Source organism: Micromonospora sp. NPDC002575 (genome assembly GCF_042889525.1).
GTDB classification, from domain to species: domain Bacteria; phylum Actinomycetota; class Actinomycetes; order Mycobacteriales; family Micromonosporaceae; genus Micromonospora; species Micromonospora carbonacea.
Map to the genome: position 1 here is coordinate 1 of NZ_JBIARA010000027.1, position 23,871 is coordinate 23,871.

Below are 23,871 nucleotides of genomic sequence, written 5' to 3' on the forward strand. Positions count from 1 at the left end.
GAACAACACCCCGACGTCACCACCGCCATCGTCACCCGCCACGAAGACCACCACACCACCCGCCTCATCGGCTACGTCACCGGACGCGACGGACGTACGCCATCGGTGCCCGCGCTGCGCGAGCACGCGGCGACTGTGCTGCCGTCCTACATGGTGCCGGCCGTCATCATCGTCCTCGACCGGTTCCCCGTCGGCGGCACCGGCAAGATCAACCGCAACGCCCTGCCCGCCCCCGACGCCCAGCGCCCCGACGTCGGCGTCGACTACGCCGCGCCCGCCACCGCCGACGAGCGGCTCGTCGCCACGGCCTTCGCCACCGTCCTCGGCATCGACCGGGCCGGCGTCCACGACAGCTTCTTCGACCTCGGCGGCACCAGCCTCCAGTCCGCCGCCCTCGCCGCCGCCCTCGACGAGGCCACCGACGCCGTCGTCCCCGTCTCCCAGATCCGCCGCACCCCCACCCCGCGCGCGCTCGCCGCCTGGCTCGCCGCCGCGCCGCGCCGCCCCCGGGTGGAGCCGGAACCGTCGAGTGTCGCGCGCTCCGGGCCGGCGAAGCCGGTGCCGCTGACGCTGTCGGTCGCCAAGTGCGTCTGGCTCCCCTTCGAGCTGGTCTGCCCGACCACCTGGTGGGTGGAGGGCGACCTCAATCTGCGGGCGCTGATGGCCGCGCTCGGCGACCTGCACCGCCGACACGAAGCCCTCCACGCCCGCTACCGACGCACCGACCCACCCGTCGCGATCATCCCGCCCAACCCCGGCATGCCCCAACTGCTCCTGCTCACCGACGCCACCACCACCCAGGACGCCCTCGACCAACTCGCCAACGCCGTCCAACAACCCCTCGACTACACCCAAGGCCGCAACTGGCGCACCGCCCTCATCCGCGACCGCTCCACCAACCGCACCCTCCTCGGCATCGGCATCCACCACATCGCCTTCGACGGCTGGTCCCACACCCTCCTCGTCCGCGACCTCACCCACGCCTACACCGCCCGCGCCAACGGCAAGGCCCCCGAATGGGACCGGCCCGCACCCACCCTGCGCCAGAGCTACGACGAATACACCCGGCTCCACGACGCGGCCGACCTGCCCGCCCAACGCGCATACTGGCGCACCCAACTCCACGGCCTCCCCCGGCAGGGCGACGGCGAGCTGAAGGTGCCGCTGGAGCAGGCCCTCGCCTGGGGACCCAAGGCCGGGCACATCCTCACCGTCAGCCCGCAGGTCCTCCAGCAGTGGGACCGGGCCGCCCGGGAACACCGGTTCAGCCGCTCCAGCTACTTCCTCGCCGCCTTCGCCACCGCCCTGCGCGCCGTACACCGACAGGACGACATCGGCCTGCTCATGATCGTGGCCAAGCGCGGCAGCCGCGTGCTCGACTCCGCGTTCACCACCCGGATCAACTCCAACTGCGTGCGGGTCCGCTTCCGGCCCGGGCAGGATCTGATCCGGCACGTCCAGCAGACCGTCGACGAGCTGATGGCCGCCCAGGACGTCCCGTTCTCGGAGAGCGCCGCGGACCCGGCCGTCGGGCTGCCCAGCGAGGTGGTCGCCGGCCTGCCCGGCTTCGCCTACCAGGACAACGTGGTGCTCCCGCTGGAGCTGCCCGGCTGCCGCACCGAGGAGGTCGTCGAGCCGTACGCCCGGGAGGTGATGAGCGGGCTCACCGTCGAGGCGATCCCCCGCCACGCCGATGCCCTGCTGCGCATCACGATCCGCACCGACCTGCTGCCGTTCGCCCTCGCCGAGGAGCTGGGCGACCACATGCTGCGCTTCCTCGAAGCGGGCCCCCAGATCACCGGCCCGGCGCGCTGACGGCCCCGCCCCCGTCCGGCCCCGGGCGGTCGACGGCCCGCCGGTGCCGGTCGACCGCCCGGGCGTGCGCGTGGGCGAGCAGCCGGTCCACCTCGGGGAGCAGGTCGACGCCGGGCCGCAGCACGCACGCCCAGCCGTGCAGGGCGTACGCGGGGTGCGGCAGGACCTCGCCCTGCCGGGTGAAGTCGATGCCGGCCCGGTGCTCGGGGAAGCGCGCGGGCGGGTAGCCGAACCGGCGCTGGAACTCCGCGCGGCCCAGCTCGACGTTGAGGCGGTACGTGTCGGGCCGGTCGAGGTGCGAGTCCGCGTCGAACCCGGGTGTGTCGTGGGCGACGATCGTGGCGAACGGCCGGCGGCGGTCCGGGCCGACGAAGAAGAACCGCTCGCCCCAGCTGGCCCGGGGGGCGCCCGACGCCGCATCGGCCCGCACCTGCGTGACGTCGGGCAACGCGAGGATCCGCTGGGCGAGTTCGGCTTCGGTCGGGACGCGGGTGGCGGGGGCGCTCGGGGGAGGCTGAGTCATGACCTCTACCGTATCGTTGAACTCCCTTGTGAAGCTCGGGCCAGGATCCCACCGGACGAGCCGGCGGCAAGTGTCAAACGGGAGGACAGGTGCGCAGGAGCTCCTACCGGCCGGCGGACCTCGCGCGCGAGCACGGCATCTCGACGCAGACCGTCCGCAACTACGAGCGCGACGGGGTGCTGCCCCCGGCCCGGCGCACGCCCAGCGGCTACCGCGCCTACACCGCCACCCACGTCAGGGCGCTGCGCGCCTATCTGGCGCTGATCCCGGCGCACGGTTACGCCACCAGCGGCGAGATCATGCGCGCCGTCAACGCCGGTGACCTGGACACCGCCCTGCGGGCGATCGACCGCAGCCACGCCCAGTTGCTGCGCGACCGGGAGACGCTCGACGCCGTCGAGGTGGCCGTGGGCCTGCTCACGCAACCAACGGCGACGCACCGACCCGACCCGCCGCCGACGACCCGATCCGACAGGCCACCGGCGGGCCGACCCGACCGGCCGCTGACGATCGGCGGCCTCGCCCGCCGGATCGGCGTGACCCCGGCGGCCCTGCGCAAGTGGGAAGGGGCCGGCATCCTCGCGCCGGGCCGGGGCCAGGCCACCGGCTACCGCCTCTACTCGGCCGACGACGTGCGCGACGCCGAGCTGGCCCACCTGCTGCGGCGCGGCGGCTACCGGCTGGACCACATCGCCACGGTCGTGCGGCAGGTGCGCGACGCCGCCGGCACCGAGCCGCTGGCCGAGTCCCTGGCGAACTGGCGGCGGCGGCTCACCGACCGGGGCCGGGCCATGCTCACCGCCGCCGTGCGGCTCGCGGAGCACCTGTCCCCGCCGGACGACTGACCCGCGCGGCGCGCGGCCGGGTCACGCGTCGGGGCAGCGCTTGGACAGGGCGTAGCGCAGCAGGACGACGTCGCCGATCTGGCGGACCTCCGCCAGGCCCGCGCGGCGGCCGGGGTGCCACGGGAACCGGCCGTCGCCGGGAAAGCGCGGCGCGCGGCGGTCACCGACGAAGAACGGGGCGACCACCAGGTGCAGCTCGTCGGCGAGGCCCGCGCCGAGGAACAGGGCGTGCACGGCCGCGCCGCCCTCCACCATGAGCCGGCGCACCCCCCGGGCGGCCAGGTCGGCCAGCACCCGGCAGGGGTCGACCGGGTCGCCGCCGTCGGCGACGGCGGCCAGGCCGTCGAGCCGGTGCCGGGTCTGCGCCAGCACGGACGTGGCGCAGTAGACGACCCGGTCGGCGTCGCCGACGGTGAAGAACCGGGCCGCCGGGTCGAGGTCGCCGCTCGCGGTGACGGTCACCTTCGTCGGCGACGGCGGCAGGCCGCGGGCGGTCCGCTCCATGCGGCGCTGCGGCGAGCGGATCACCAGGCGCGGGTCGTCGGCCCGGACGGTGGCCGCGCCGACGAGGATCGCGTCGCACCCGGCCCGCACGGCGTCGACCCGGTCCAGGTCCGCCTCGTTGGACAGCAGCAGCCGCTGGTCGCTGGCGTCGTCGATGTAGCCGTCGATCGACATGGCGCAACTGAGCAGCACGTACGGCCGGCGCGTGGCGGGCGCGCCGGCGGCCGGCGCGGCGTCCTGCGGGGTCGGCGCGGCGGCGGTCACCGGACGAACGGGAGGTCGATGGTGTGGGCGGCGCGGTCCACCTTGGCCGCGAGGTAGCCGGCGTTGGCCTCGGACAGGTGCAGCCCGGTGGGCACCCGCTCGGCCACCTCGATGCCGAGCCGGCGCAGCTGGTCGGCCTTGTCCGGGTTGTTGCTGAGCAGGGCCACCCGGCCGACGCCGAGGGCCGCCAGCATCTGCGCGGCGACGGTGTAGTCCCGCTCGTCCGCGCCCCGCCCCAGCGCCAGGTTCGCCTCGTAGGTGTCCAGCCCGGCGTCCTGGAGGGCGTACGCGTCGAGCTTCGCGTACAGGCCGATGCCCCGCCCCTCCTGGCGCAGGTAGAGCAGGAGCCCGCCGGCGTCGGCGATCCGCTCGACCGCCTCGCGCAACTGCGGCCCGCAGTCGCACCGCTGGCTGCCGAACACGTCCCCGGTCAGGCACTCGCTGTGCGGGCGGACCAGCGGGGGCGACCCGCCGGCGGCGGCCCGGTCCAGCGCGACCGACCAGTCACCGAGCCCGAACGCGAGGTGTTCCCGGCCGTCGGCGAGCCCGTGGAACGAGAACACCCGGGCGGTGGCGGCGTAGCCGTCGGGGAAGCGCAGCGGGACCGTCACCTGGGTCCGGATGGTCGCGACGGGCAGTGTTTGGGACATCGATCTCCTTCGTCGGACGGTCAACCGTGCACGCCGGTGCGCGCCGGACGCGACGCCCACCGGGCGGCGCGGGCGGTGGCGACGGGGGCCGGGGGCACGACGCCGGCCACAACGGGCGGCGGAAGCCGGCGGGCCAGCAGCACCAGACCGCCGGGCAGGCTCGCGACCAGCGCCAACGCCCCGTACACGGTGGCCGCGGCGACGCCTTGGGCGGCGGTCAGGCCGGCGGCGGCGAACGCCCACGCGGCCACCCCCTCGCGCGGCCCGAACCCGCCCACGTTCAGCGGCAGGATCATCGCGAGCAGCGCGAGCAGCGTCAGCGGCAGCAGCCGGGACAGCGGCGCGTCGACGCCCGCGGTGCGGGCCGCGACGACGAACGTGGCCAGGTGGCCCGCCAACACCACGGCGGAGGCGACCAGCACACCGGCCCAGCTCCGGCGGCCCAGCACGCCGGAGCGGACGTCGGCCACGGCGGTGCGCAGCGCCCGCGCCCACCCCGACGCCCCCGACCGGGGCGCGACGCGGCCCAGCAGCACCGCGCCCAGCGCGGCGGCGGCCACCAGCGCCGCCACCGCCGGCAGGTGCGGTCGCGCCGGCGACGGGAACGCGGCCAGCACGCCCACCGCCAGGACCACCGTGACCGCCTGGCCCGCCGTGCGTTCCCAGACCACGGCCCGCACGCCCCGGCTGACGTCCCCGCAGTCGCGGCCGTGGCGCACCGCGCGGTCGACGTCGCCGAGCACCCCGCCGGGCAGGGTGGAGTTGAGGAACGCGGCCCGGTAGCAGTGCGCCACCGCCTCACGCAGCGGCAGCCGGACGCCCAGCCCGGCGGCGACCAGGCTCCACCGCCACGCGGCGCAGCTGGTGGTGACCAGCCCGATGCCCAGCGCCGCCGCGACGGCCGCGCCGTCGATCAGCCGCAGCCCGGCGACGAACGGGCCGCTGCCCAGCCGCCACAGCAGGGCCGCCAACACGGCGACCCCGGCGAGGGCGCGCGCCCACCCCCAGAACGACCGGGGCAGCCGGCCGCCCCGCGCGGCGGGCGACGCGGCCGGTTCCGTGCTCGCTGGCAAACCCGGTCCTCCCTGCGCGGTCGTCTTCCTGGCCGGGTTCACGTGTGGCACGCCCGGATGGTTCATCCGCAGCCGGCGAGCAGGTCGGTGTGGTCGACCAGGACGTCGAGCGTAGCGGCGCGGGCGGCGGCCCGCCGGGTTCGGCCGTACGCCGTGGTGCGCCCGGTCAGCTCGGGCCGCTGCTCGCGGGCGGCGCCCAGCCAGCCGGTGAACCACTCGGCCGTCAGCCCGGCGGATTCCGGGCCGAGCCGCCACGGGCTGGGCCGGGTCAGCACGTCGACGCCACGGCGGGCGAACGCGGCCACGCAGGCGGCGACGGCGTCGGGGCCGAGCAGCGCGCCCCGGCCGGGTACGACGCGCCGCTGGTGGTCGTCGAACGCGGCGGCGACCTCGGCGTCCAGCGGGTCGGCGGGGGTCAGCCGCACCCGGCCGACCACGGTGAGGGTGAACAGGGTGGGCCGGCCGGCGCAGGCCGCGACGATCCGCTCGACCTCCTCGGCGGTGAGCATGTCCAGCAGCGCCGACGCGGTGACCAGGGACGCGTCGGCGAGGTCGGCGGCGGACAGCCGGGTGATGTCGGCCCGCCGGGTCTCCACGGTGACCGCGCCGCCGCCCTCGGCGGCGAGGCCCGCCAGGGCGGCCCGGGCCCGCTCCAGCAGGCCGGGGTCGCGGTCGTAGAGCACCCAGTGCTGCGGTCCGGGCAGCCGGGGGGCCAGCCAGCGGCCCATCGACCCGGTGCCGGCGCCCAGGTCGTGGATCACGACCGGCCGGTCGCCGGCGAGGCGTCGGCGCACCGGCGTCAGCAGGTCCGCCGCGCGGGCCGCCGCGTCGGCGGGCTCCCGCAGCCGCAGCCAGGCGGCGAAGGCGGCGGTGTCGTCGCCGTCGCTCATGTGCCCCGCCGCGCCGCCGCGGCCGTCGCGCGTCGGGGCCGTCGGGTCGTCGGTGCCGTGACCGTCGCGCGGGCGGACCATCGGCTCCTCGGTGCCGTGGCCGCCGCGCGGGCGGACCATCGGGCCCCCGCCGCCGTGGGCGTCGCTCATGCCGCCGCTCCCTTCAGGACCGCCGCGAGGATGGTGGTGGTGGCCGACCAGTCGGCCAGGGCCGGCCGGCGGGCGCGGGCGGCGCGGCGCAGCCGCTCCCGCAGGCCGGCGTCGCCGAGCCAGGCGCGCAGCGCCCCGGCCAGCGCCGCCGGGTCGTCGGGCGGCACCAGCAGGCCGGGTCGTTCGCCGTCGGGTGCGCGGCCCAGCGCCTCGGGCACGCCGCCGACGTCGGTGGCCAGCGCCGGGATGCCCCGCGCGAGGGCCTCGGTGACGACCATCCCGTACGTCTCGCCGCGCGAGGCCAGCACCAGCAGGTCGGCGGCGGCGTACGCGGCGGCCAGGGCGGGACCGGTGCGCGGCCCGAGCAGCCTGACCCGCCCGGTCAGGCCGGACCCGGCGGCCTGCCGGCGCAGCCGCCGCACGTGGGCGGGGTCGCGGGTCAGCGTGCCGACGCAGGCGCACCGCCACGGCCGGTCCGCCACCGCCGCCAGGGCGGACAGCAGCACGTCGTGCCCCTTGTGCGGGGCGACGGCCGCGACGCAGAGCAGCGCCGTTCCGGCGGCCGTGCCGGCGGCCACCGGGGCGGGGTCGACCCCCGGCACGGCGACGTGGACCCGGCCGGCGGGCAGCCCGTACCGGTCGAGCAGCCGGCAGCGGGTCCACTCGCTGGTGGCGACGACGGCCGTGGCGGCGGCCAGGGCGCGGGCCTCGGCGGCGTCGTCGCGCGGCATGTGCACCAGCACGACGAGCCGCAGCCGGTCGGCCTGCGCCCCCAGCTCCTGCGGCGTGACCGAGGCCACGAGGCCGTCGAGGAGCACCACCGCGCCGTCGGGCAGGGCGGCGAGCCGGGCGGCCAGGTCGGCCCGCGCGGCCCGGCCGGGCGTCGGCCAGTCGCCGGGCACGGGATGCTCGTGGACCCGCCAGCCGGCGGCGGCCAGCCCGGCGCAGACCCGGCGGTCGTAGTGGTTGCCGCCGCTGGGCGTGGCCGGGTCGTCGATGTCACCGGGGAGCACCACGTGCACCTCGGGACGGGCGGCGGCGGGGACGCCCGCCACCGCCGCCCCGCCGGCCGGGACGCCGCCGCCCGGGGCCGGGGCTGTCACAGGGGCCGCTCGTAGCTGGCCCAGGCGACGTGGGACTCGTGCAGGGTGACGGTGATCCCGGCCAGGTCCCGCGCGCCCGCGCCGAGGTCGCCGGCGTGCACCCGGTCGGCGAGCCGGTCGGCGACCGTGCGGGCCAGCACCTCCGTGGTGGTGTTCACCCCGGCGAACGCGGGCTCGTCGTCGAGGTTGCGGTAGGTCAGCTCGCCGAGGACGGCGCGTAGCTGCTCGGTGGCCAGGCCGATGTCGACGACGATGCCGTCGGCGTCCAGGTCGGGGCGGCGGAACGTGGCGTCGACGACGAACGTGGCCCCGTGCAGGCGCTGCGCCGGGCCGAAGACGTCCCCGCGGAAGCTGTGGGCGATCATCATGTGATCGCGGACGGTCACACTGAACACGGGTCACTCTCCTGGTAGGTGATGAGGTGGCACAGGGCGGGCAGGCTGCCGTCGGCGAGGCCGGCGAGCACCCTGGGCAGTTCCGCGAACGGCGAGCTGCCGGTGATCAGCGCGTCGAACGCGGGGTCGGCGAGCAGTTCCAGGGCGAGGGCAAGGCGGTCGGCGTACGTGCGGCTGCCCCGGCGGGCCGGGGCGACCATGCCCACCTGGCTGCTGCGCACGGTCAGCCGGCCGGAGTGGAACGCCCCGCCCAGCGACAGCCGCACCGCGCGGTCGCCGTACCAGCTCAGCTCCAGCGCCGTGCCCTCCGGGGCGAGCAGTTCCAGGGACCGCTGCAACCCCTCGGAGGTGGCGCTGGCGTGCACCACCAGGTCGCGTCCGCCGGTGGCCCGCTCGGGGGTGGCGAAGTCGACGCCGAGCGCGGCGGCGACGGCGGCCCGGCCGGAGTCGGCGTCGACCAGCTCGACCCGCACCCCGGGGAAGCGGGCGAGCAGCGCGGCGACGCCGCAGCCCACCATGCCCGCGCCGACGACGCTCACCCGGTCGCCGACCAGCGGCGGGGCGTCCCACAGGGCGTTCACGGCGGTCTCCACGGTGCCGGCGAGCACCGCGCGGGCCGCCGGCACCGTGGCGGGCACCGGCACCACCGCCGAGGCGGGCACGACGTACGCGCTCTGGTGCGGGTGCAGGCAGAACACGGTCCGCCCGCGCAACTCGGCCGGGCCCTGCTCGACGACGCCGACGCTGAGGTAGCCGTACTTCACGGGGGCCGGGAAGTCGCCCTCCTGGAACGGGGCGCGCATCGTGGTGTGCTGGTCGACCGGGACCCGGCCGGCGAAGACGAGGGTCTCGGTGCCCCGGCTGACCCCCGAGTAGCGGGCCCGCACCAGCACCTCGTCGGGGCCGGGGTCGGGCAGCGCCGCCGGCCGGATCTCTCCCGCCCCGGGCTCACGCAGCCAGAACGCGTACGCCTCGCCGGTCACCGGAGGGTCCTCGTCGTCACGTCGTCCTCCTCGGGTCGCCCGCCGCGCCGAACCGTTCGGCCGGATTCTCCGTGTTGTCTGTCGACAGCCCGTCCAACAGCAGTCGCTCGATCATCAAACACGGAGGCACGGTGCGCAGGGTTCAACACGGTCCGCTGGCGGGACTGGTCAGCCTGTTCGTCCTGCTGGCGGGGATCGGCGCGACCGTCGGCCTCGGCCCGGCGGGCTGGCTCGCCGGCACGGCGTACGGAATGGTCCTGTGCGGGCTGCTCGCCCGGGCGCTGCGCCGGGCGGGCGAATCCGGCCTGGGGCCGGCGGACGTGGTGACGTTGGGCCGGGCGATCCTGATCGGCGGGGTGACGGCGCTGGTGGCCGACGGGTTCACCCGGGCCGCGCCGGTGCCGCTGCTGGTCGGTCTCGCCGCCGTGGCGCTGCTGCTCGACGCCGTCGACGGGCAGGTGGCGCGGCGCACCGGCACCGAGAGCGACCTCGGGGCCCGGTTCGACATGGAGGTCGACGCGTACCTCATCCTGCTGCTGGGCGTGCACCTGGCGCCCACGGCCGGGGTGTGGGTGCTCGCCCTGGGCGCGATGCGGTACGCCTTCGTGGCGGCCGGCTGGACGTCGCCGTGGCTGCGTGGCTCGCTGCCGCCGCGGCGGTGGCGTAAGGTCGTCGCCGCGCTCCAGGGCATCGTCCTGGTCGTCGCCGCGGCCGGGGTCCTGCCGCAGGTCGGGGCGACGGTGCTGCTGGCCGGGGCGTTCGCGCTGCTCGTCGAGTCCTTCGGGCGCGACGCCGGGTGGCTGTGGCGGCACCGCCCGGTCGCCGGGCGCGACGGCGCGGCCCTGCGCCGGGACGACCCGGTCCGGGTGCCGGCCCACCTGCCGGCCTGACCGCCCGCCCCCGCACCGGAGAGAAGACGACGTGACGAACCACACGGACGACCCGACCGACGCCACCGGCGAGGGCCAGCGCGCGGCGGACGACGCGGGCCGGCCGGTCGCCGCCGCGGGGCGCGGCCGACGGGTCCGCCGGGCCGTTGCCGGCGCCCTCGCCGCCCTGCTGGTGGCCGCCGCCCTCACCGCGCCGGACCAGCTACGGGAGCTGAGCCCGGCGGCGTTCCTGCGGCTGCCCGTCGAGGCCCTGATCGTCGCCGCCGGGCTGCTCGCCCTGCCGCCGCGCCCCCGCCGGGTGGTCGCCGCGCTGACCGGGGCCGCCCTGGGGCTGGTCACCGTGGTCAGGCTCACCGACCTGGGCTTCCAGGTCGCCTGGGACCGCCCCTTCGACGTGGTGTCGGACTGGGTGCTGTTCGACGACGCGTACGCGTTCCTCGCCGGCTCGATCGGCCGGGCCGGGGCGGTCGGCGTCGCCGTGGGCGTGGCGCTGCTCGCCGTGGGCCTGCTCGTGGCCCTGGCACTGGCCACGCTGCGCCTGGCCGCGCTGCTCGCCCGGCACGACACCGGGGCGAGGAGGGCCGTCGCGGCGCTGACCGTCGGCTGGGTCGCCTGCGCCGCCTTCGGGGTGCGGATCGTGCCCGGGGTGCCGGTGGCCGACAGCGGCGCGACCGCCATGGTGCGCTACCACGCGGTCCAGGTGCGCGGCGGGCTGTCCGACGGTGACGTGTTCGCCGCCGAGGTCGCCGCCGACCCGTTCCGCGACACCCCGGGCGACCAGTTGCTGACCGCGCTGCGCGGCAAGGACGTCGTCGTCGCGTTCGTGGAGAGCTACGGCCGCGATGCGGTGGAGGAGCCGGAGTTCGCGCAGGTCGGTGCGGTGCTCGACGAGGGCGCGCGGCGGCTGCGGGCGGCCGGGTTCGCCTCCCGCAGCGCGTACCTCACCTCGCCGACGGCGGGCGGCGGAAGCTGGCTGGCCCACGCCACGCTGCTGTCCGGGCTGTGGATCGACAGCCAGCAGCGGCACCGCACCCTGCTCGCCACGGACCGGCTCACCCTCGGCGGGGCGTTCCAGCGGGCGGGCTGGCGGACCGTCGGGGTGATGCCCGGCGCCCTGGCCGACTGGCCGGAGGGGAAGTTCTACGGCTACGACCAGTTCTACCCGGCCCGGGAGCTGGGCTACCAGGGGCCGAAGCTGGGCTACTTCCTCATGCCGGACCAGTACGCGCTGTCGGCGTTGCAGCGCCGCGAGCGGTCGGCCCCCGGCCACCCGCCGGTGATGGCCGAGATCCCGCTGACCTCCAGCCATTCCCCGTGGACGTCGTTTCCCCGGGTCATCGACTGGGACGACGTGGGCGACGGCTCGGTCTACCACCGCAACTCGGCGGTGGCCGACGTCGGCGGCAAGCCGGTGCGCCGCACCGCCGGCCAGATCCGCGCGGACTACCGGCGCACCATCGAGTACACGCTGAAGTCGCTGATCTCCTACGTGGAGACCTACGGCGACGACGACCTGGTGCTGGTCTTCCTCGGCGACCACCAGCCCTCACCGGTCGTCACCGGCGAGGACGCCAGCCGGGACGTGCCGGTCACCGTCGTGGCCCGCGACCCGACGGTGCTCGACCGGATCGACGGCTGGCAGTGGCAGGACGGGCTGCGGCCCGGACCGGGCGCGCCGGTGTGGCGGATGGACAGCTTCCGGGACCGCTTCCTCACGGCGTTCGGGTCCCGGCCCGGGCCGGGAACGTCCGCGCCGCCGGCCGCCGCTCCGCGCTGACCCGGGCGCACGCCCAGGTCAGGCGGCCTCCCGCCCGGTGCGCGGGTGCTCGGGCCGGGCCGGCGCGGCGACCCGGGGGCGGGGCGCGGGGGCCTGCGCTTGCGCGGCGGCGTCGCCCCGGGCCAGCCGCATGGCGCGCTCGGCGTTCACCAGCGGGTCGCACGGGGCCGGCCGGCCGCCGCAGAGCAGGTTCTGGCAGCGGCCGGCGGCGTCTGGGCGGTGGGCCTCGGCGACGTCGTACGCCAGCCGCCACAGCAGCGTGTCCGCCACGTCGCTCGGCGGAGCCGTGTCGTGACTGGACCGGTGGTGCGTTGTGCCGGACACGCGGGAACCCCTCTCGTCGTCGTTACCCGAACAGGTTGACCGGCATCCCGGCCCGCTAAACCCGCCCCGGGCAGGCGATTGATCACACCCCGCCGATTGTCGTTCCCCGACGCAAACGCGTTGCCGGCGTCGCATTGCGGCACCCTGGCCCGCCGCCGGCCCGCCCCGGTGCGGGGGCGGGCCGGCGGTCGGCGCGGGCGGTCAGCGCCGGCGGCCGTACGCGCCCGCGACGAGCGACACGCCGATCGCGGCGAAGGCGACCTGGATGAACAGTTCGATCCAGTCGACGCCCGCCGTGTCGTCGACCCCGAGCACGCCGGCGACGAGGGTGCCGAGGATCGCGGCCACCACGCCGATCAGCAGGGTGAGCCAGATCGGGATGCTCTGCTTGCCGGGCACGACCAGCCGGCCCAGCGCGCCGATGATCAGACCGATGATGATGGCGGTGAAGAAACCGGTGACTTCCACGGGGCCGTTCCTCTCGAGGGGTTGTCGCGTGCACCCCCACGGTGCCCCCGGCGGACGTGGCGGCAAACCCGCCGCCACCCGGCCGGCGGATTCTTCACACGACTGTCATGGTCCCGCGCGGCAACCGTCATGCCGCCGGCCGGGCGGCGGTCAGCCGGCCGAGTGGGCGTACCGGGCGGCCCGCTCGGCGAGCCACAGCCAGCGGCGCTGCACCTCCCCGCCGGTCGCCGCGACCATGGCGAGGGCGTCGCCGCGCACGGCGGTCAGGGCCGCCGCGTCGGCCGCCGGGTCGTCGAGCAGGGCCGCGCCGTCGCGGAACGCCTCGGCCTCCGCCGAACCGCCGAAGCGGGGGGCGACCTCGTCGCGCCAGAAGTCCGCCCAGGCCAGCTCCGGGTTCCAGGAGAACCGGGCGTACGCCAGGTAGCTGATCTCGTTGGTCGGGTGGTAGGCCGCCGCCTCGGCGAAGATGGTCAGCCCCCGCATCCCGGCCGCGCCACAGCGGGCCGCCATGTCGGCGTACATCTCGGGCACCCAGGAGTGGCGCTGCCGGTTCCACTGCGACCCGGCGTGGGTGCGCAGCACGTTCGTGGTGTGCGGCAGCCGGTCGACGTGGGCGGAGGTGAGCCGGTCGCGGTGGTCGTGCCAGAAGCCCCGGTTCACGCAGTACTGGTAGGCGACGTCGTCGGGCAGGTCGGCCAGGGGCTGCTGCGCGTCGAGGTCGAAGATGTTGTCCCAGTAGACCTCGACGAGGTGGCGCAGCGGCACCCCGGCCGGGCCGGGGCGGCGGGCGGTCTCCAGCAGGGTCGGGTAGACCGCCCGCATCGCCTCGTACGACCAGGAGGTGCGCTCGCCGCCGGTGCGCTGGGCGCAGCGGGCGCAGGCGCAGCTTCCGTAGTCGCCGGTCTCGAAGTTGATCCCGCCGACGGGCAGGGTGTCCAGCAGCCAGTCGATGGCGTCGCGGTGCCAGGCGAGGTTGTCCGGCTGGGACGGGCAGGCGGCCATCATGTACTCGCTGGCCGGGAAGTGCAGGTCGCCGAACTCGTCGATGTCGAAGCCGACCTTCTTCGGCAGCTCGGCGGCCAGGTCGGGGCGCTGCCGCAGCCAGGTGGCCAGGTTGTAGCGGTGCCGGCCGTCGAAGTAGATCCCGCCGTAGGCGTTGATCCCCACCCCGGCGATGATCCGCACGCCCCGGGCGTTGGCGTACTCGCACAGGTCACGGGCCGCCTCGACGCCGCCGTGGGCGTCGCGCAGCAGCCCGTACACGACGATGCCGCCGATCCGCTCGCGCGAGCAGAAGTCGACCAGCCGCCGGTAGTCCGCGCCGAACGCGTCGGCGGACTTGGCGTAGGGGTTGAGCGCGCCGATCTCCTGCTGGCCGAGCTGCCGGGTGTCCCAGTTGGTGGAGTGGTCCCAGGTCCACAGGGTGCGCAGCGGCAGCCCGGGCGCGGCGGCGGACGCGCCGACGGGCAGGCTGGCTCCGGTGGCCCGGCCGACGAGGTCGCGGGCGGCGTACACCAGGCCGGCGAACGGGTCGCCGGTGAGCCGGATCTCGCCGGCCTCCGGCACGTCGACGCGGTGGCCGCCCTCGGGCAGCGCCGGGTCGACGGCGAGGCGCACCGGCACGGCGTCCGGGCCGCCGTCGCCCCACGCCTCGCGCAGCAGGGCGGCGGCGTACGGCGCGTGCTCGGCCCCGAGCACCCGCACGCCGGGAACCTGGCGGTACGACGACATCATGTCCTCCCGAGGGTGTGGCTGGTGGCGGCGAGGTAGTCGGCCACGTCGAGCGTGGTCCACACCCCGTGCCGCCAGTAGGGGTCCTGTTCGACGAGGGCGCGGGCGGCGGTCGCGTCGGCGGCCCGCAGCACCAGCACGGAGGCGGTCAGGTCGGCGCGCGCGCCGGCGACCAGGGCGGTGCCGTCGGCGAGCAGGGCGCGCACGTGCGCCAGGTGGGCGGCCCGGTGCGGTTCGCGCCGGGCGGCGGCGTCGGCGGCAAAGGCGGCGGTGACGAGGTACGTCGGCTCGAACCGCAGCGGCGCGTCCGCGTCCTCGCAGCGGGCCGGTCCGCGCACATCCCGGCCCCCGTTCACGCCTCGGCTCCGATCGCGCCGAGGAGCCGCCGCATGGCGACCCGGTAGACGGCCTGCGGGCGGCCCGCGCCGGTGCTCACGTGCACGCCGACCTCCTCGGCGAAGCCGGCCGCCCGCAGGGCCTTGAGCAGCCGGCGGGCCGAGCGCGCCTCCACCCCGTACGCGTCGGCCAGCCCCCGGGCGGTGACCTGGTCGGGGTCCATCTGGTGCAGGGCCTCCAGCAGCCGGCGGGTCGACAGCGGCCCGATGCGCAGCTGCTCGGAGACGCGCAGCACGCCCGGGGCGGTCTCCCGCAGCCGCGGGCGCACGGTGGTCTCCCGGCTGGAGTAGACCTCCCCGTCGGGGAAGACCACGTGGGTGTCGCCGCTGTGCCGGCCCAGCGCGAGGGCCTTGCGGGCGTTGTCCTCGGCGGCGGCGATCGTGGTGCCCGCGCCGAAGCCGACGGCGTGCTCGACGTCGACGCCGCGCAGCGTGAGCAGGGAGGCGTGCCCGTCGCGGTGCCGGGCGATGGCGCTCTCCACGGTGCCCCGGGTGGTGGTGATCAGCATGGTGCGGTCGTCGACGGTGGCGAGCCGTCCGCGCATCCGCTCGGCGTGCTCCAGCAGCGCCTCCCGCACCCGCAGCCGCTGCCGCTCGGCCTGGTACGGGTCCTGCGCCCGATGCGCCGACGCGCCGAGGTCGACCATCATCACGGCGATCTGGGTGGCCCGGGACTGGCGCACCTCGGCGGCGAGCCAGGCCCGGCGCAGCGCGTCGCGCACCGAGGCGCGGGTGTGCTCGACGCGCCACACCGGCACCCCGCTGTCGGCCAGGTCGCGGTGCACCGCGCCGAGGCAGGTCAGGCACGCCTCGACCGCGCCGGAGGCGTAGCGCTCGCGGTGGTAGGCGGTGATCTCGTCGAGGCCGGAGAAGAGCAGCCCGGAGGAGTCGGCGATCGGCAGGATCTCGGTCGGCGGGGCGACCTCGATGTCGTGGTAGGTCTCGCGGACGATCTCGGCCTCGATGGTGTCCACGCTGACCCGGGGCAGCTTCCCGCCGGTGGCCAGCAGCATCCGCGACAGGGTCCGGTAGAGGTCGATGCCGGCGTGCGGGACATAGTCGATCTCCGCCCGCAGGTCGCCGGCCGCGCTGGCGAACGCGTACGGGATGCGGCCGGTGAACAGCAGCACCTGGCACACCTCGTCCAGCTCGCGGGCGAGGTCGGGGGCCTGCTCGGGCCGGGTGTAGGCGCGCGCGGTGACGGTGTCCGCGCGGCCCTCCCCGGCCGCCACCTCCTGCACGAGCCGGGTCGAGTCCTCCGGGCCGATGATCCCGATCACGATGCTGCCTCCATGTGGTGCGCCGCTGGCCTGGTGGGTGGGGTGCTCAGCCGGTGCAGACCGTGCCGGCGAGGCCGGCGCTGACCGGTGACGCCAGCAGGACCAGCACCGAGGCGACGTCCTCGGGGCGACCCAACGTGGCCTCGACCGCGGCGATCCGCCCGCCGTCGGCGCCGTTGGCCCGCGCCTCGTCCAGCGACCGCCGCATCAGCGGCGTGTCGATGTCACCCGGGCAGAGCGCGTGCACGCGGATCCCCTGTGGACCGAGCTGTCGGGCCAGCGTGAGCGCCAGACCGTGCAACCCTCCCTTGCTCGCGCCGTAGGGTACCGAGCCGGAGCCGGTCTGCACGCCCGCCTTCGACCCGACCAGCACGAGCACCCCGTCGCCGGGGCTCAGGTGCCGGGCGGCGTGCTTGGCGACCAGGAACGGGCCGGTGAGGTTGACGGCGATGACCCGCGCCCACAGCTCCACCGGCACGTCGCGCACGTCCAGGCCCTGGCCGCGCATCACCCCCGCCACGTGCAGCACGGCGTCGATGCCGCCCAGGTCGGCGGCCACGGCGTCGAGGGCCGCGGCGACCTCGTCCTCGACGGTGACGTCGACGCCCCGGGAGCAGGCCGTGGCCCCGGCTGCGCGGGCCTGCGCGGCGGCGCGGTCCGCGCCGGCGGAGTCGGCGTCGAGCACGGCGACGGCCGCCCCGGCGTCGGCGGCGGCGGCCACGGTGGCCAGGCCGATGCCGGACGCCCCGCCGACCACGACCACCCGCCGTCCGGCGAGCAGGCCGGCGACGGCCCCGCCGCCGGTGCCCGCACCGGACGGCGGGACCCGGGCGCCCGCACCGGACGGCGGGACCCCGTCGCTCACGCCCGCACCGTCCGGCGTACCGCGTCGGCCACGGTCGCGGCCTCGGGCACCACGACGGCCTGTAGGGCCGGCGCGGCGGGCATCGGCACGTCCGGGGCGGCCACCCGGGCGATCGGCGCGCGCAGGTCGGCGAAGCACTCGGCGGCGGCCCGGGCGGCGATCTCCGCGCCGAACCCGCCGGTGAGGTTGGCCTCGTGCGCGACGACCAGCCGGCCGGTGCGGGCCACCGACGCGGCGACCGTGTCGAAGTCGAGGGGGTTGAGCCAGCGCAGATCGACCACCTCGACGTCGACGCCCTCCCCGGCCAGGGTGGTGGCGGCGTCGAGGGACGCCGACACCATCCGGGACCAGGCGACGACGGTGACGTCGGCGCCGGGCCGGACGACCCGGGCCCCGCCGACCGGCTCCACCGGGGCGTCGGTGCGCACCGGGCCCCGGGTCGGGTAGAGCATCCTGGCCTCGGCGACCACCACCGGGTCGTCGCTGACGACGGCGGTGCGCAGCATCTGGTACGCGTCGTCGGGGGTGGCCGGCAGCGCGACCCGCAGGCCGGGGGTGTGCGCGAAGTACGCCTCCGGCGAGTGCGAGTGCTGGGCGCACGCCCCGGGCGAGTAGCCCTGCTGCATCCGGATCACCAGCGGGGCCTTCCACCGCCCCGCGCTGGAGTAGCGGATGGTGGCGATCTGGTTGACGATCTGGTCCATCGCCACGAACGAGAAGTCGGCGTACATGATCTCGGCGATCGGCCGCAGCCCGGTCATGGCCGCGCCGAGGGCCATGCCGAGAAAGCCGGTCTCGGAGATCGGGGTGTCGAAGATCCGGTCGGAGCCGAACCGCTTGTGCAGCCCCTTCGTGGCGCCGAACGGCCCGCCGGGCAGCGCCACGTCCTCGCCGAAGTAGACGGTGTCGGTCCGGCTGTCCAGGGCCCAGGTGAGGGCCGCGTTGACGGCCTGGATGTAGCGCAGCGACTCAGACATAGACGTACTCCCTCGCGGTCGCCGGGTCCGGGTGGGGCACGGCGCGGGCGGCGGTGACGGCGGCCTCGATCTCGGCGTCGACCTCGGCGTCGATCGCGTCGAGCCGGGCGGTGAGGTCCGCGTCGGCGGCGGCGCGGATGCGGGCCAGCGGCTCGCGTTGCCGGGCGGCGGTGATCTCGCCGGCCGGGCGGTAGTGCTGCGCGTCGCCGCTGTAGTGGCCGACGAGGCGCTCGGTCATGGCCTCCACGATGGACGGGCCGGAGCCCTCGCGGGCCCGGTCCACGGCCTCGGCGACCGCCTCGGCGACGGCGTCGGGGTCGTTGCCGTCGACCACCCGGCCGGGCAGGCCGTAGCCGGCGGCCCGCTCGGCGAGCTGCCTGACCCGCACCATGTCCGAGATCCGCGACATCTCGGAGTAGACGTTGTTCTCCACCACCAGCACCAGCGGCAGGTCGAGCACGGCGGCGAGGTTGAGCGCCTCGTGCACGTTGCCCTGGTTCATCGCGCCGTCGCCAATGCTGACCACCGACACCGCGCCGCTGCCGGTGCGCTGGGCGGTGAGCGCCGCGCCCGTCGCGATCGGCACGCCGGCGCCCACGATGGAGTTCTCGCCGACGAACCAGCGGCCCGGGTCCGACAGGTACGGCGAGGCGGCGCGCCCGCCGCACAGCGCCGAGTCGCGGCCCATCATCTCGGCGAACAGGCCGGTGAGGTCGACGCCCCGGGCGATCGCCCAGCCGTGCCCCCGGTAGGTCGCGGTGACGTGGTCCCCGTCGCGCAGCGCCCGGCAGGCGCCGACCGGGATGGCCTCCTGGCCGTTGCACAGGTGGATCGAGCCCGGGATCTCGCCGGCGTCCTTGAGGGCGGTCAGCCGCTCCTCGAACCGGCGGATCCGGGCCATGAGCCGATAGTCGTCCGGCAGCCCCATCACACCCCCCAGAGATAATTGAGCCTTATTCCGGCTCGTTGGTTGTGGAGCCTAGACCAGCAGTCCAAGGCTATGGAAGAGTGCTGAAGCAAGTTTGTGGCCGTTATTGGTCTCTAATTTGGGAGAGCGGGCATGGAGATCGTCGAGGTCGAGTCGGCGGTGCGCGGCGACGCGCACTTCGTCCGGGTGCACACGGCGGACGGGCTGACCGGGGTCGGCCAGTCCGCCTGCTGGGGTTACCCGACGGCGGTGCACGCCGTCGTGGAGACGTTCCGGCCCTACCTGGTCGGGGCGGACGCCGGCCGGATCGAGCACCACTGGCACCACCTCTACCGGATGGGCCCGTTCCGCGGCTCGGTGCTCACCGCCGCCGTCTCCGCCGTCGACCTGGCCCTGTGGGACCTGCTCGGCAAGCGGCTCGGCGTGCCGGTGTGGCAGCTGCTCGGCGGCCGGGTGCGCGAGAGGATCCGGCTGCACCTGCTGCTGGGCGGAACCGGCGCGCAGGCCCTGGCGGCCGAGGCCGCCGCCGCCGTCGCCGACGGGTTCACCGCCGTGAAGTTCGACCCGCTGCCGGCGAACTACGGTGACCTGTCGCAGGCCCGCCTCGTGGCCGAGACCGAGGCCACCACGGCGGCGGTGCGCGACACCGTCGGCGCGGACGTCGACCTGCTGATCGAGCTGCACCGCAAGCTCACCCCGTTGCAGGCCGAGGCGGTCGTGCCGGCGCTGGCCCGGCACCACCCGCTGATGGTGGAGGACGCGATCCAGATCGACAGCGTGAGCAGCCAGGCCGGGGTGGTCCGGCGGGCCCCGGGCGTGCCGATGGCCAACGGGGAGCGGCTGCACACCATCTGGGAGTTCAAGGAGCTGCTCGCCCAGGGCGGCGCGCAGTACGTGCGGCCCGACGTCGGGTTGGCCGGCGGCCTCAGCCACGCCCGCAAGATCGCCGCGCTGGCCGAGGCCCACCACGCGGCCGTGGTCACCCACAACTGCCTCGGGCCTCTGCTGACCATGGCCTCGGTGCACCTGGACACGGTCATCCCGAACTTCGTCACCCAGGAGTACTCGCCGCTGGACGACGCGCTCGCCGACGGCCCCGCCCGGGCCTGCGTGCGCCGCGAGGGCGGGTTCCTGCCGGTGCCGCAGGACCCCGGGCTGGGCGTCACCCTCGACCTGTCCGACCCCACTCCGCTGGACCTGACCGGCCGGCCGCTGACCCGCATCCCGCTGCGCGCCGACGGCTCCGTCGCGTACGCGGTGTAAGGAAGGGCCCCCTGTTAACGCCTGCGGTCGAGAAGGGAACCCTTCTCACCGCAGGCGCGGGTGCGGGCGCGCGGCGGGGCGGCGCAGGGCAGGGCGGCGCAGGACAGGGCGGGGCGCAGGGCCGGCGGCAGTGCGCCCCGCCCCTAGGCGGGCGGCGGGTGGCCGGGGTGGTGGAACACCCGGTGCGCCCACAGCGGCTCGCCGTCGGCGTCGGCGATCTCGGCGAACAGGTGGGCCAGCGACGCCGTCCAGCGGGCCTGCACGCGCGAGGCGGCGGTGACCGCGCCGGCGTGGGCGAAGCCCGAGCGGGTGCGCAGCACGCAGACCAGCAGCAGGTCCCGCCGGTAGATGGCGTAGTCGTAGATGCCCGCCTCGTCGAGCAGCGCGGACAGCTCCGGCCACACCTCGGCGTGCCGGCGCTCGTACTCCGCCTCGGCGCCGGGGCGCAGCCGGTACAGGTGGCACACCTGCTCCCCCGGCCCGGCGGTCGCGCCCGCCGCGCGCCGCGCCGGGCCGGTGTCGCCCGCCGCGCGGCGGGTCGGGCCGGTGTCGCCCGCCGCGCGACGGGCCGGGCCCGTGTCCCCGGCCGGCGGACGGCCGGGGCCGGCACCCGCCGGGGCGCTCACTTGCCGGAGCCGGCCAGCGCGCCGGAGACGAGCTGCCGCTGGAAGACCAGGTAGATGACCAGCACCGGCAGCAGGGCGACGATCAGGCCGGCGCTGACCAGCGGCACCGACACGTCGTACTGGCCGCTGAGCAGGGAGACGCCGACCATCAGCGTCTTGCTGTCCGAGCCGCCCATGATGACCAGGGGCAGCAGCAGGTCGTTCCACATCCAGACGAAGTTGAAGATGGCCAGCGCCGCCAGGGCCGGGGTGGCGATGGGGGCGAGCAGCCGGAACAGGATGGTCATGTGCCCCGCGCCGTCGACGCGGGCCGCCTCGATCAGCTCGTCGGGCACCTGCTGGAAGTAGCCGGCGAGCTGGTACGTGCCCAGGGGCAGCCCGAACGCCGCGTACGCCAGGATCAGGCCCTGGTACTCGCCGGACATGCCCAGGTCGAGCACGGTCTGGTAGAGCGGGTAGATGATCGCCTGGCTGGGGATGGTCAGGGACACGATGATCAACAGGAAGACGATCTTGCCGCCGCGGAAGCGCAGCTTCGTCACCGCGTACGCGACCAGCAGCGCGGCGAGCACCGACAACACCAGCCCGCCGACGGTGGTGATCAGCGAGTTGAGCAGCAGCCGGGGCATGTTCATCCGGCGGAACGCCTCGAGATAGTTGTCCAGGGTGATCCCGGCGGGCAGGCCCAGCGGGTCGTCGGCGAAGCCGGCCTGCGTCTTCAGCGAGCTGACCACGGTGAACAGCAGCGGGTAGATCGCCGCGACGGCGACGACGACCAACGCGAACGTCAGCAGGTAGCGCCCGATGCGGGCGGAGTGGCGCGCGTTCATCGCGGCTTGCGGGTCCCCTCTGTGAACATGTGCCGCACGCTGAAGATCGACAGCACGGCGACGAAGACGAACAGGGCGATGCCGATGGCCGAGCCGTAGCCGCGGTCGAGGAACTGGAAGGTGGTCAGGAAGACCAGGTACTCGGGGAGCATGGTGGCGTCGCCCGGCCCGCCCTGGGTCAGCGCGTAGATCAGCGGGAACAGCCAGATCAGCACGCCGGAGGCGCAGAGCACGCTCCAGTACGCCACGGTCGGGCGCAGCATCGGCACGACCACCGAGAACAGCCGCCGCCAGAAGCCCGCCCCGTCGAGGTACGCCGCCTCCAGCGTCTCCTCGGGTATCGTGGCCAGCCCGGCGAGGTAGGTCATGACCCCGAGGCCGAAGAAGCTCCACAGCGCGACCGCGACCAGCGAGAACAGCGCGCTGTGCCGGCCGTTGAGCCACTCGATCGCCAGCGGTTGGAGGCCGACGCCGCGCAGCAGGGCGTTGAGCGGCCCGTCGGGGGCGAGGATCTGCCGGAACATGATGCCGACGACGATGGGCGCGATGGTGTACGGCACGAAGTACACCGCCCGGAAGAACTTCCACCCCGGCGAGCGCTGGTGGATCAGCAGCGCCAGCACCAGCGGGACCACGACCCACACCGGCAGGGTGGCCACCACCAGCAGGGCGTTGCGGAAGCTGGTGCGTACCATCGGGTCGTCGAACATCCGGGTGTAGTTGTCGGCCCCGGCAAACTCGCTGCCGCCGAACCCGCTGGACGCCTCGAAGCTGGTGAGCACGCCCCGCGCCAGGGGCACCAGCTTGAACAGCACGACCAGGGCGAGCGCGGGCAGCACCAGCGCCGCGCCGAGCCACCATTCCCGGGCCTGGCCGGGCCGGCGGGCCCGGCGGCGGGCCGGCGCGGGCGGTGCGTCGGCGGCCACCGGCTCCGGCGCGGTGGAGATCGTCATCAGGGTTCCTCCCCCGGGGCTGGCCGGGCGGGGCGACGAGGCTCGCCCCGCCCGGGGTGGCTACTTGGTCTGCTTCTTCGTGGGGCTGCGCTCCAGCGCCTGCTGCATCTGCTCGGCCCACTTGTCGACGGTGAGCTGGCCGAGGGTGACCTGCTGCCAGCCGCGGGCCAGGGCGTCGGCCTCGGGGCCGGAGAGCATCACGCCGGCGTGCAGGGTCGGCTGGGCCACCAGCTCCTGGATCTTCAGGAAGGCCGGCGAGGAGGGCAGCAGCGCCTTGTCGACGTTCTTGTTCAGCGGCTGGCCCTTGCCGTACCTGACCCACAGCTCGCCGTTCTCCTTGCCGGCGAGCCAGGTGATGAACTCCAGGCCGGCTTCCTTCTTCTTGCTCCACTGGGTGACGCCGTAGACGGCGCCCTCGATGCCGGAGAACTTCTGGGCCAGCGGGGCCGCCGGGTCGATCGCCGGCCACCGGGTGACGCCGAGCTTGTCGTCGCCGAGGGCCTTGCCGAACGCCTCCCAGTTCACCGCGTCGGAGATGATGGTGCCGGCGAACGCGGCGTCGCCGCGCTGGAAGATGTCCGCGCCGTCGGGGAGCATGGTGATCGACGGGGCGTTCTTGTTGGCCCAGCCCTTGGTGGTGATCTCCGCGAGCTTCTCCAGCACCGCGACGAGCTTCGGGTCCTTCCAGGACAGCTTGCCGGCAAGCAGGGCCCGGATGTCGTCCTCGGTGAGATAGTTGCGGGCGATCTCCGGGAAGTCCCAGTACGCCGGGAAGGTGCCGGAGAGCCCGAGCGCGAGGCAGGTCTTGCCGGCCTTCTTCACCGCGTCGCAGGCCGCGCCGAACTCGTCCCAGGTCGCCGGGGGCTTCTCCGGGTCCAGGCCGGCGGCGGTCAGGACGGCCTTGTTGTAGTAGAGGACGTTGCCCTGGTAGGAGAACGGCACGCCGTAGCAGGTCTTGCTGGTGTCGAAGCCCTCGCAGGCGCCGCTGTAGGTGACCAGGTCCTTGGTGATCTCGGCGGCCTTGTCGCCCAGCGGCACGTACGCGCCGCGCCGGTCGAACAGCTCCAGGCCGGCGTTGTTGGCCATCACGTCAGGCCCGGACTGCGAGGTGATGTACGGGCCCTGCACCTCGGGGTACTTGTCGAAGGGGACGGACTGCATCTCCAGCTTGATGTTCGGGTGCCCGGCCTCGAAGCTGCTCTTGACCTGCTTCCAGTACTCGGTGCCGCCGGGCTCCCAGGTCAGCACCTTCAGGGTGACCGGGCCGTCGCTGGCGTCGTCGCCGCTGCCGCCGCATCCGGTCAGCAGCGCGGCGGCCGCCATGCCGGCGGCGAGGGCGCCGGCCAAACTCCGTCGAAACATCGGGTAG

23 protein-coding genes and 1 pseudogene are annotated in these 23,871 nt (G+C 75.5%); 4 read left to right on the forward strand and 20 right to left on the reverse strand.

Annotation, left to right across the window (positions count from 1 at the left end):
- The coding region (locus ACFYWL_RS28215) for a condensation domain-containing protein (protein ID WP_386978788.1) at positions 1-1,815 on the forward strand (1,815 nt) is incomplete at its 5' end.
- Here the strand turns inward: ACFYWL_RS28215 and ACFYWL_RS28220 are convergent.
- Positions 1,796-2,338, reverse strand: a complete 543-nt coding sequence (locus ACFYWL_RS28220; RefSeq protein ID WP_386978791.1) for a DUF6194 family protein — start codon at positions 2,336-2,338, stop codon at positions 1,796-1,798. The genes ACFYWL_RS28215 and ACFYWL_RS28220 overlap by 20 nt on opposite strands.
- An 89-nt stretch (positions 2,339-2,427) precedes the next feature.
- On the opposite strand from ACFYWL_RS28220, the gene ACFYWL_RS28225 reads away from it, so the two are divergent.
- On the forward strand, positions 2,428-3,183 hold the full coding sequence (locus ACFYWL_RS28225; protein ID WP_386978794.1) for a MerR family transcriptional regulator: 756 nt from the start codon (positions 2,428-2,430) through the stop codon (positions 3,181-3,183).
- 21 nt (positions 3,184-3,204) lie between these two features.
- Here ACFYWL_RS28225 and ACFYWL_RS28230 read toward each other — a convergent pair whose 3' ends face one another.
- The 7 genes from ACFYWL_RS28230 to ACFYWL_RS28260 form a co-directional block, all read right to left on the reverse strand.
- Complete coding sequence (locus tag ACFYWL_RS28230; protein WP_386978935.1) at positions 3,205-3,879, reverse strand: RibD family protein; 675 nt, start codon at positions 3,877-3,879, stop codon at positions 3,205-3,207.
- Between the two features lie 68 nt (positions 3,880-3,947).
- Positions 3,948-4,601 carry a GTP cyclohydrolase II gene (ribA, locus tag ACFYWL_RS28235; protein WP_386978797.1) on the reverse strand — a complete coding sequence of 218 codons (654 nt, stop codon included), beginning with the start codon at positions 4,599-4,601 and terminating at the stop codon, positions 3,948-3,950.
- A gap of 20 nt (positions 4,602-4,621) precedes the next feature.
- The gene (locus ACFYWL_RS28240) at positions 4,622-5,740 is read right to left on the reverse strand and encodes a YbhN family protein (protein ID WP_386978800.1); all 1,119 of its coding nucleotides are present in this window, start codon (positions 5,738-5,740) and stop codon (positions 4,622-4,624) included.
- A complete protein-coding gene (locus tag ACFYWL_RS28245; RefSeq protein ID WP_386978938.1) occupies positions 5,737-6,564 on the reverse strand; it encodes a class I SAM-dependent methyltransferase in 828 nt (275 codons plus the stop codon). Before ACFYWL_RS28245 ends, ACFYWL_RS28240 begins: the two co-directional genes overlap by 4 nt.
- A gap of 146 nt (positions 6,565-6,710) precedes the next feature.
- The gene (locus ACFYWL_RS28250; protein ID WP_386978941.1) at positions 6,711-7,736 is read right to left on the reverse strand and encodes a glycosyltransferase family 4 protein; all 1,026 of its coding nucleotides are present in this window, start codon (positions 7,734-7,736) and stop codon (positions 6,711-6,713) included.
- A gap of 77 nt (positions 7,737-7,813) precedes the next feature.
- Positions 7,814-8,212, reverse strand: a complete 399-nt coding sequence (locus ACFYWL_RS28255) for a 6-pyruvoyl tetrahydropterin synthase family protein (RefSeq protein WP_386978803.1) — start codon at positions 8,210-8,212, stop codon at positions 7,814-7,816.
- Entirely contained in the window at positions 8,200-9,195 is a 996-nt protein-coding gene (locus tag ACFYWL_RS28260; RefSeq protein WP_386978806.1) for a zinc-binding alcohol dehydrogenase, read from the reverse strand. Before ACFYWL_RS28260 ends, ACFYWL_RS28255 begins: the two co-directional genes overlap by 13 nt.
- 131 nt (positions 9,196-9,326) lie before the next feature.
- On the opposite strand from ACFYWL_RS28260, the pseudogene ACFYWL_RS28265 reads away from it, so the two are divergent.
- Positions 9,327-11,862, forward strand: a pseudogene (locus tag ACFYWL_RS28265) (CDP-alcohol phosphatidyltransferase family protein).
- 18 nt (positions 11,863-11,880) lie between these two features.
- On the opposite strand, the gene ACFYWL_RS28270 reads toward ACFYWL_RS28265, so the two are convergent.
- The 8 genes from ACFYWL_RS28270 to ACFYWL_RS28305 all read right to left on the reverse strand — a co-directional run bounded on the left by ACFYWL_RS28270 (position 11,881) and on the right by ACFYWL_RS28305 (position 18,830).
- Positions 11,881-12,186 carry a hypothetical protein gene (locus ACFYWL_RS28270; RefSeq protein WP_386978808.1) on the reverse strand — a complete coding sequence of 102 codons (306 nt, stop codon included), beginning with the start codon at positions 12,184-12,186 and terminating at the stop codon, positions 11,881-11,883.
- A gap of 201 nt (positions 12,187-12,387) precedes the next feature.
- Positions 12,388-12,654 (reverse strand): GlsB/YeaQ/YmgE family stress response membrane protein, encoded by a 267-nt coding sequence (locus ACFYWL_RS28275; protein ID WP_386978811.1) that lies wholly within the window; start codon positions 12,652-12,654, stop codon positions 12,388-12,390.
- Positions 12,655-12,804: 150 nt separating this feature from the next.
- Positions 12,805-14,385 carry a hypothetical protein gene (locus tag ACFYWL_RS28280; protein WP_386978813.1) on the reverse strand — a complete coding sequence of 527 codons (1,581 nt, stop codon included), beginning with the start codon at positions 14,383-14,385 and terminating at the stop codon, positions 12,805-12,807.
- Entirely contained in the window at positions 14,385-14,741 is a 357-nt protein-coding gene (locus ACFYWL_RS28285) for a YciI family protein (RefSeq protein ID WP_386978816.1), read from the reverse strand. The genes ACFYWL_RS28280 and ACFYWL_RS28285 overlap by 1 nt, the downstream gene beginning before the upstream one ends.
- A complete protein-coding gene (locus ACFYWL_RS28290; protein ID WP_386978819.1) occupies positions 14,738-16,060 on the reverse strand; it encodes a hypothetical protein in 1,323 nt (440 codons plus the stop codon). Before ACFYWL_RS28290 ends, ACFYWL_RS28285 begins: the two co-directional genes overlap by 4 nt.
- Positions 16,061-16,106: 46 nt before the next feature.
- Positions 16,107-16,925 carry an SDR family NAD(P)-dependent oxidoreductase gene (locus ACFYWL_RS28295; RefSeq protein ID WP_386978822.1) on the reverse strand — a complete coding sequence of 273 codons (819 nt, stop codon included), beginning with the start codon at positions 16,923-16,925 and terminating at the stop codon, positions 16,107-16,109.
- Entirely contained in the window at positions 16,922-17,902 is a 981-nt protein-coding gene (locus tag ACFYWL_RS28300; protein WP_386978825.1) for an alpha-ketoacid dehydrogenase subunit beta, read from the reverse strand. Before ACFYWL_RS28300 ends, ACFYWL_RS28295 begins: the two co-directional genes overlap by 4 nt.
- On the reverse strand, positions 17,895-18,830 hold the full coding sequence (locus ACFYWL_RS28305; RefSeq protein ID WP_386978828.1) for a thiamine pyrophosphate-dependent dehydrogenase E1 component subunit alpha: 936 nt from the start codon (positions 18,828-18,830) through the stop codon (positions 17,895-17,897). The genes ACFYWL_RS28300 and ACFYWL_RS28305 overlap by 8 nt, the downstream gene beginning before the upstream one ends.
- 132 nt (positions 18,831-18,962) lie before the next feature.
- Between ACFYWL_RS28305 and ACFYWL_RS28310 the strand changes: the two genes are divergently transcribed.
- Positions 18,963-20,093 carry a mandelate racemase/muconate lactonizing enzyme family protein gene (locus ACFYWL_RS28310; RefSeq protein ID WP_386978832.1) on the forward strand — a complete coding sequence of 377 codons (1,131 nt, stop codon included), beginning with the start codon at positions 18,963-18,965 and terminating at the stop codon, positions 20,091-20,093.
- 143 nt (positions 20,094-20,236) lie between these two features.
- On the opposite strand, the gene ACFYWL_RS28315 is transcribed toward ACFYWL_RS28310, so the two are convergent.
- The 4 genes from ACFYWL_RS28315 to ACFYWL_RS28330 are packed head-to-tail and all read right to left on the reverse strand — an operon-like array spanning position 20,237 to position 23,864.
- Positions 20,237-20,719: an L-rhamnose mutarotase gene (locus ACFYWL_RS28315; RefSeq protein ID WP_386978835.1), complete on the reverse strand. Its 483-nt coding sequence runs from the start codon at positions 20,717-20,719 to the stop codon at positions 20,237-20,239.
- On the reverse strand, positions 20,716-21,549 hold the full coding sequence (locus ACFYWL_RS28320; protein ID WP_386978837.1) for a carbohydrate ABC transporter permease: 834 nt from the start codon (positions 21,547-21,549) through the stop codon (positions 20,716-20,718). The genes ACFYWL_RS28315 and ACFYWL_RS28320 overlap by 4 nt, the downstream gene beginning before the upstream one ends.
- Positions 21,546-22,502, reverse strand: a complete 957-nt coding sequence (locus ACFYWL_RS28325; RefSeq protein WP_386978840.1) for a carbohydrate ABC transporter permease — start codon at positions 22,500-22,502, stop codon at positions 21,546-21,548. The genes ACFYWL_RS28320 and ACFYWL_RS28325 overlap by 4 nt, the downstream gene beginning before the upstream one ends.
- Before the next feature lie 60 nt (positions 22,503-22,562).
- The gene (locus tag ACFYWL_RS28330; RefSeq protein WP_386978842.1) at positions 22,563-23,864 is read right to left on the reverse strand and encodes an ABC transporter substrate-binding protein; all 1,302 of its coding nucleotides are present in this window, start codon (positions 23,862-23,864) and stop codon (positions 22,563-22,565) included.
- Positions 23,865-23,871: the final 7 nt, after the last annotated feature.

Bases quoted from the DNA above. Each gene is read 5' to 3' on its own strand.
- ACFYWL_RS28300 (WP_386978825.1), bottom strand. From the start codon at position 17,902: ATGTCTGAGTCGCTGCGCTACATCCAGGCCGTCAACGCGGCCCTCACC.
- ribA (WP_386978797.1), bottom strand. From the start codon at position 4,601: ATGTCCCAAACACTGCCCGTCGCGACCATCCGGACCCAGGTGACGGTC.
- ACFYWL_RS28280 (WP_386978813.1), bottom strand. From the start codon at position 14,385: ATGTCGTCGTACCGCCAGGTTCCCGGCGTGCGGGTGCTCGGGGCCGAG.
- ACFYWL_RS28325 (WP_386978840.1), bottom strand. From the start codon at position 22,502: ATGACGATCTCCACCGCGCCGGAGCCGGTGGCCGCCGACGCACCGCCC.
- ACFYWL_RS28220 (WP_386978791.1), bottom strand. From the start codon at position 2,338: ATGACTCAGCCTCCCCCGAGCGCCCCCGCCACCCGCGTCCCGACCGAA.
- ACFYWL_RS28310 (WP_386978832.1), top strand. From the start codon at position 18,963: ATGGAGATCGTCGAGGTCGAGTCGGCGGTGCGCGGCGACGCGCACTTC.
- ACFYWL_RS28240 (WP_386978800.1), bottom strand. From the start codon at position 5,740: ATGAACCATCCGGGCGTGCCACACGTGAACCCGGCCAGGAAGACGACC.
- ACFYWL_RS28245 (WP_386978938.1), bottom strand. From the start codon at position 6,564: ATGAGCGACGGCGACGACACCGCCGCCTTCGCCGCCTGGCTGCGGCTG.
- ACFYWL_RS28330 (WP_386978842.1), bottom strand. From the start codon at position 23,864: ATGTTTCGACGGAGTTTGGCCGGCGCCCTCGCCGCCGGCATGGCGGCC.
- ACFYWL_RS28305 (WP_386978828.1), bottom strand. From the start codon at position 18,830: ATGGGGCTGCCGGACGACTATCGGCTCATGGCCCGGATCCGCCGGTTC.
- ACFYWL_RS28320 (WP_386978837.1), bottom strand. From the start codon at position 21,549: ATGAACGCGCGCCACTCCGCCCGCATCGGGCGCTACCTGCTGACGTTC.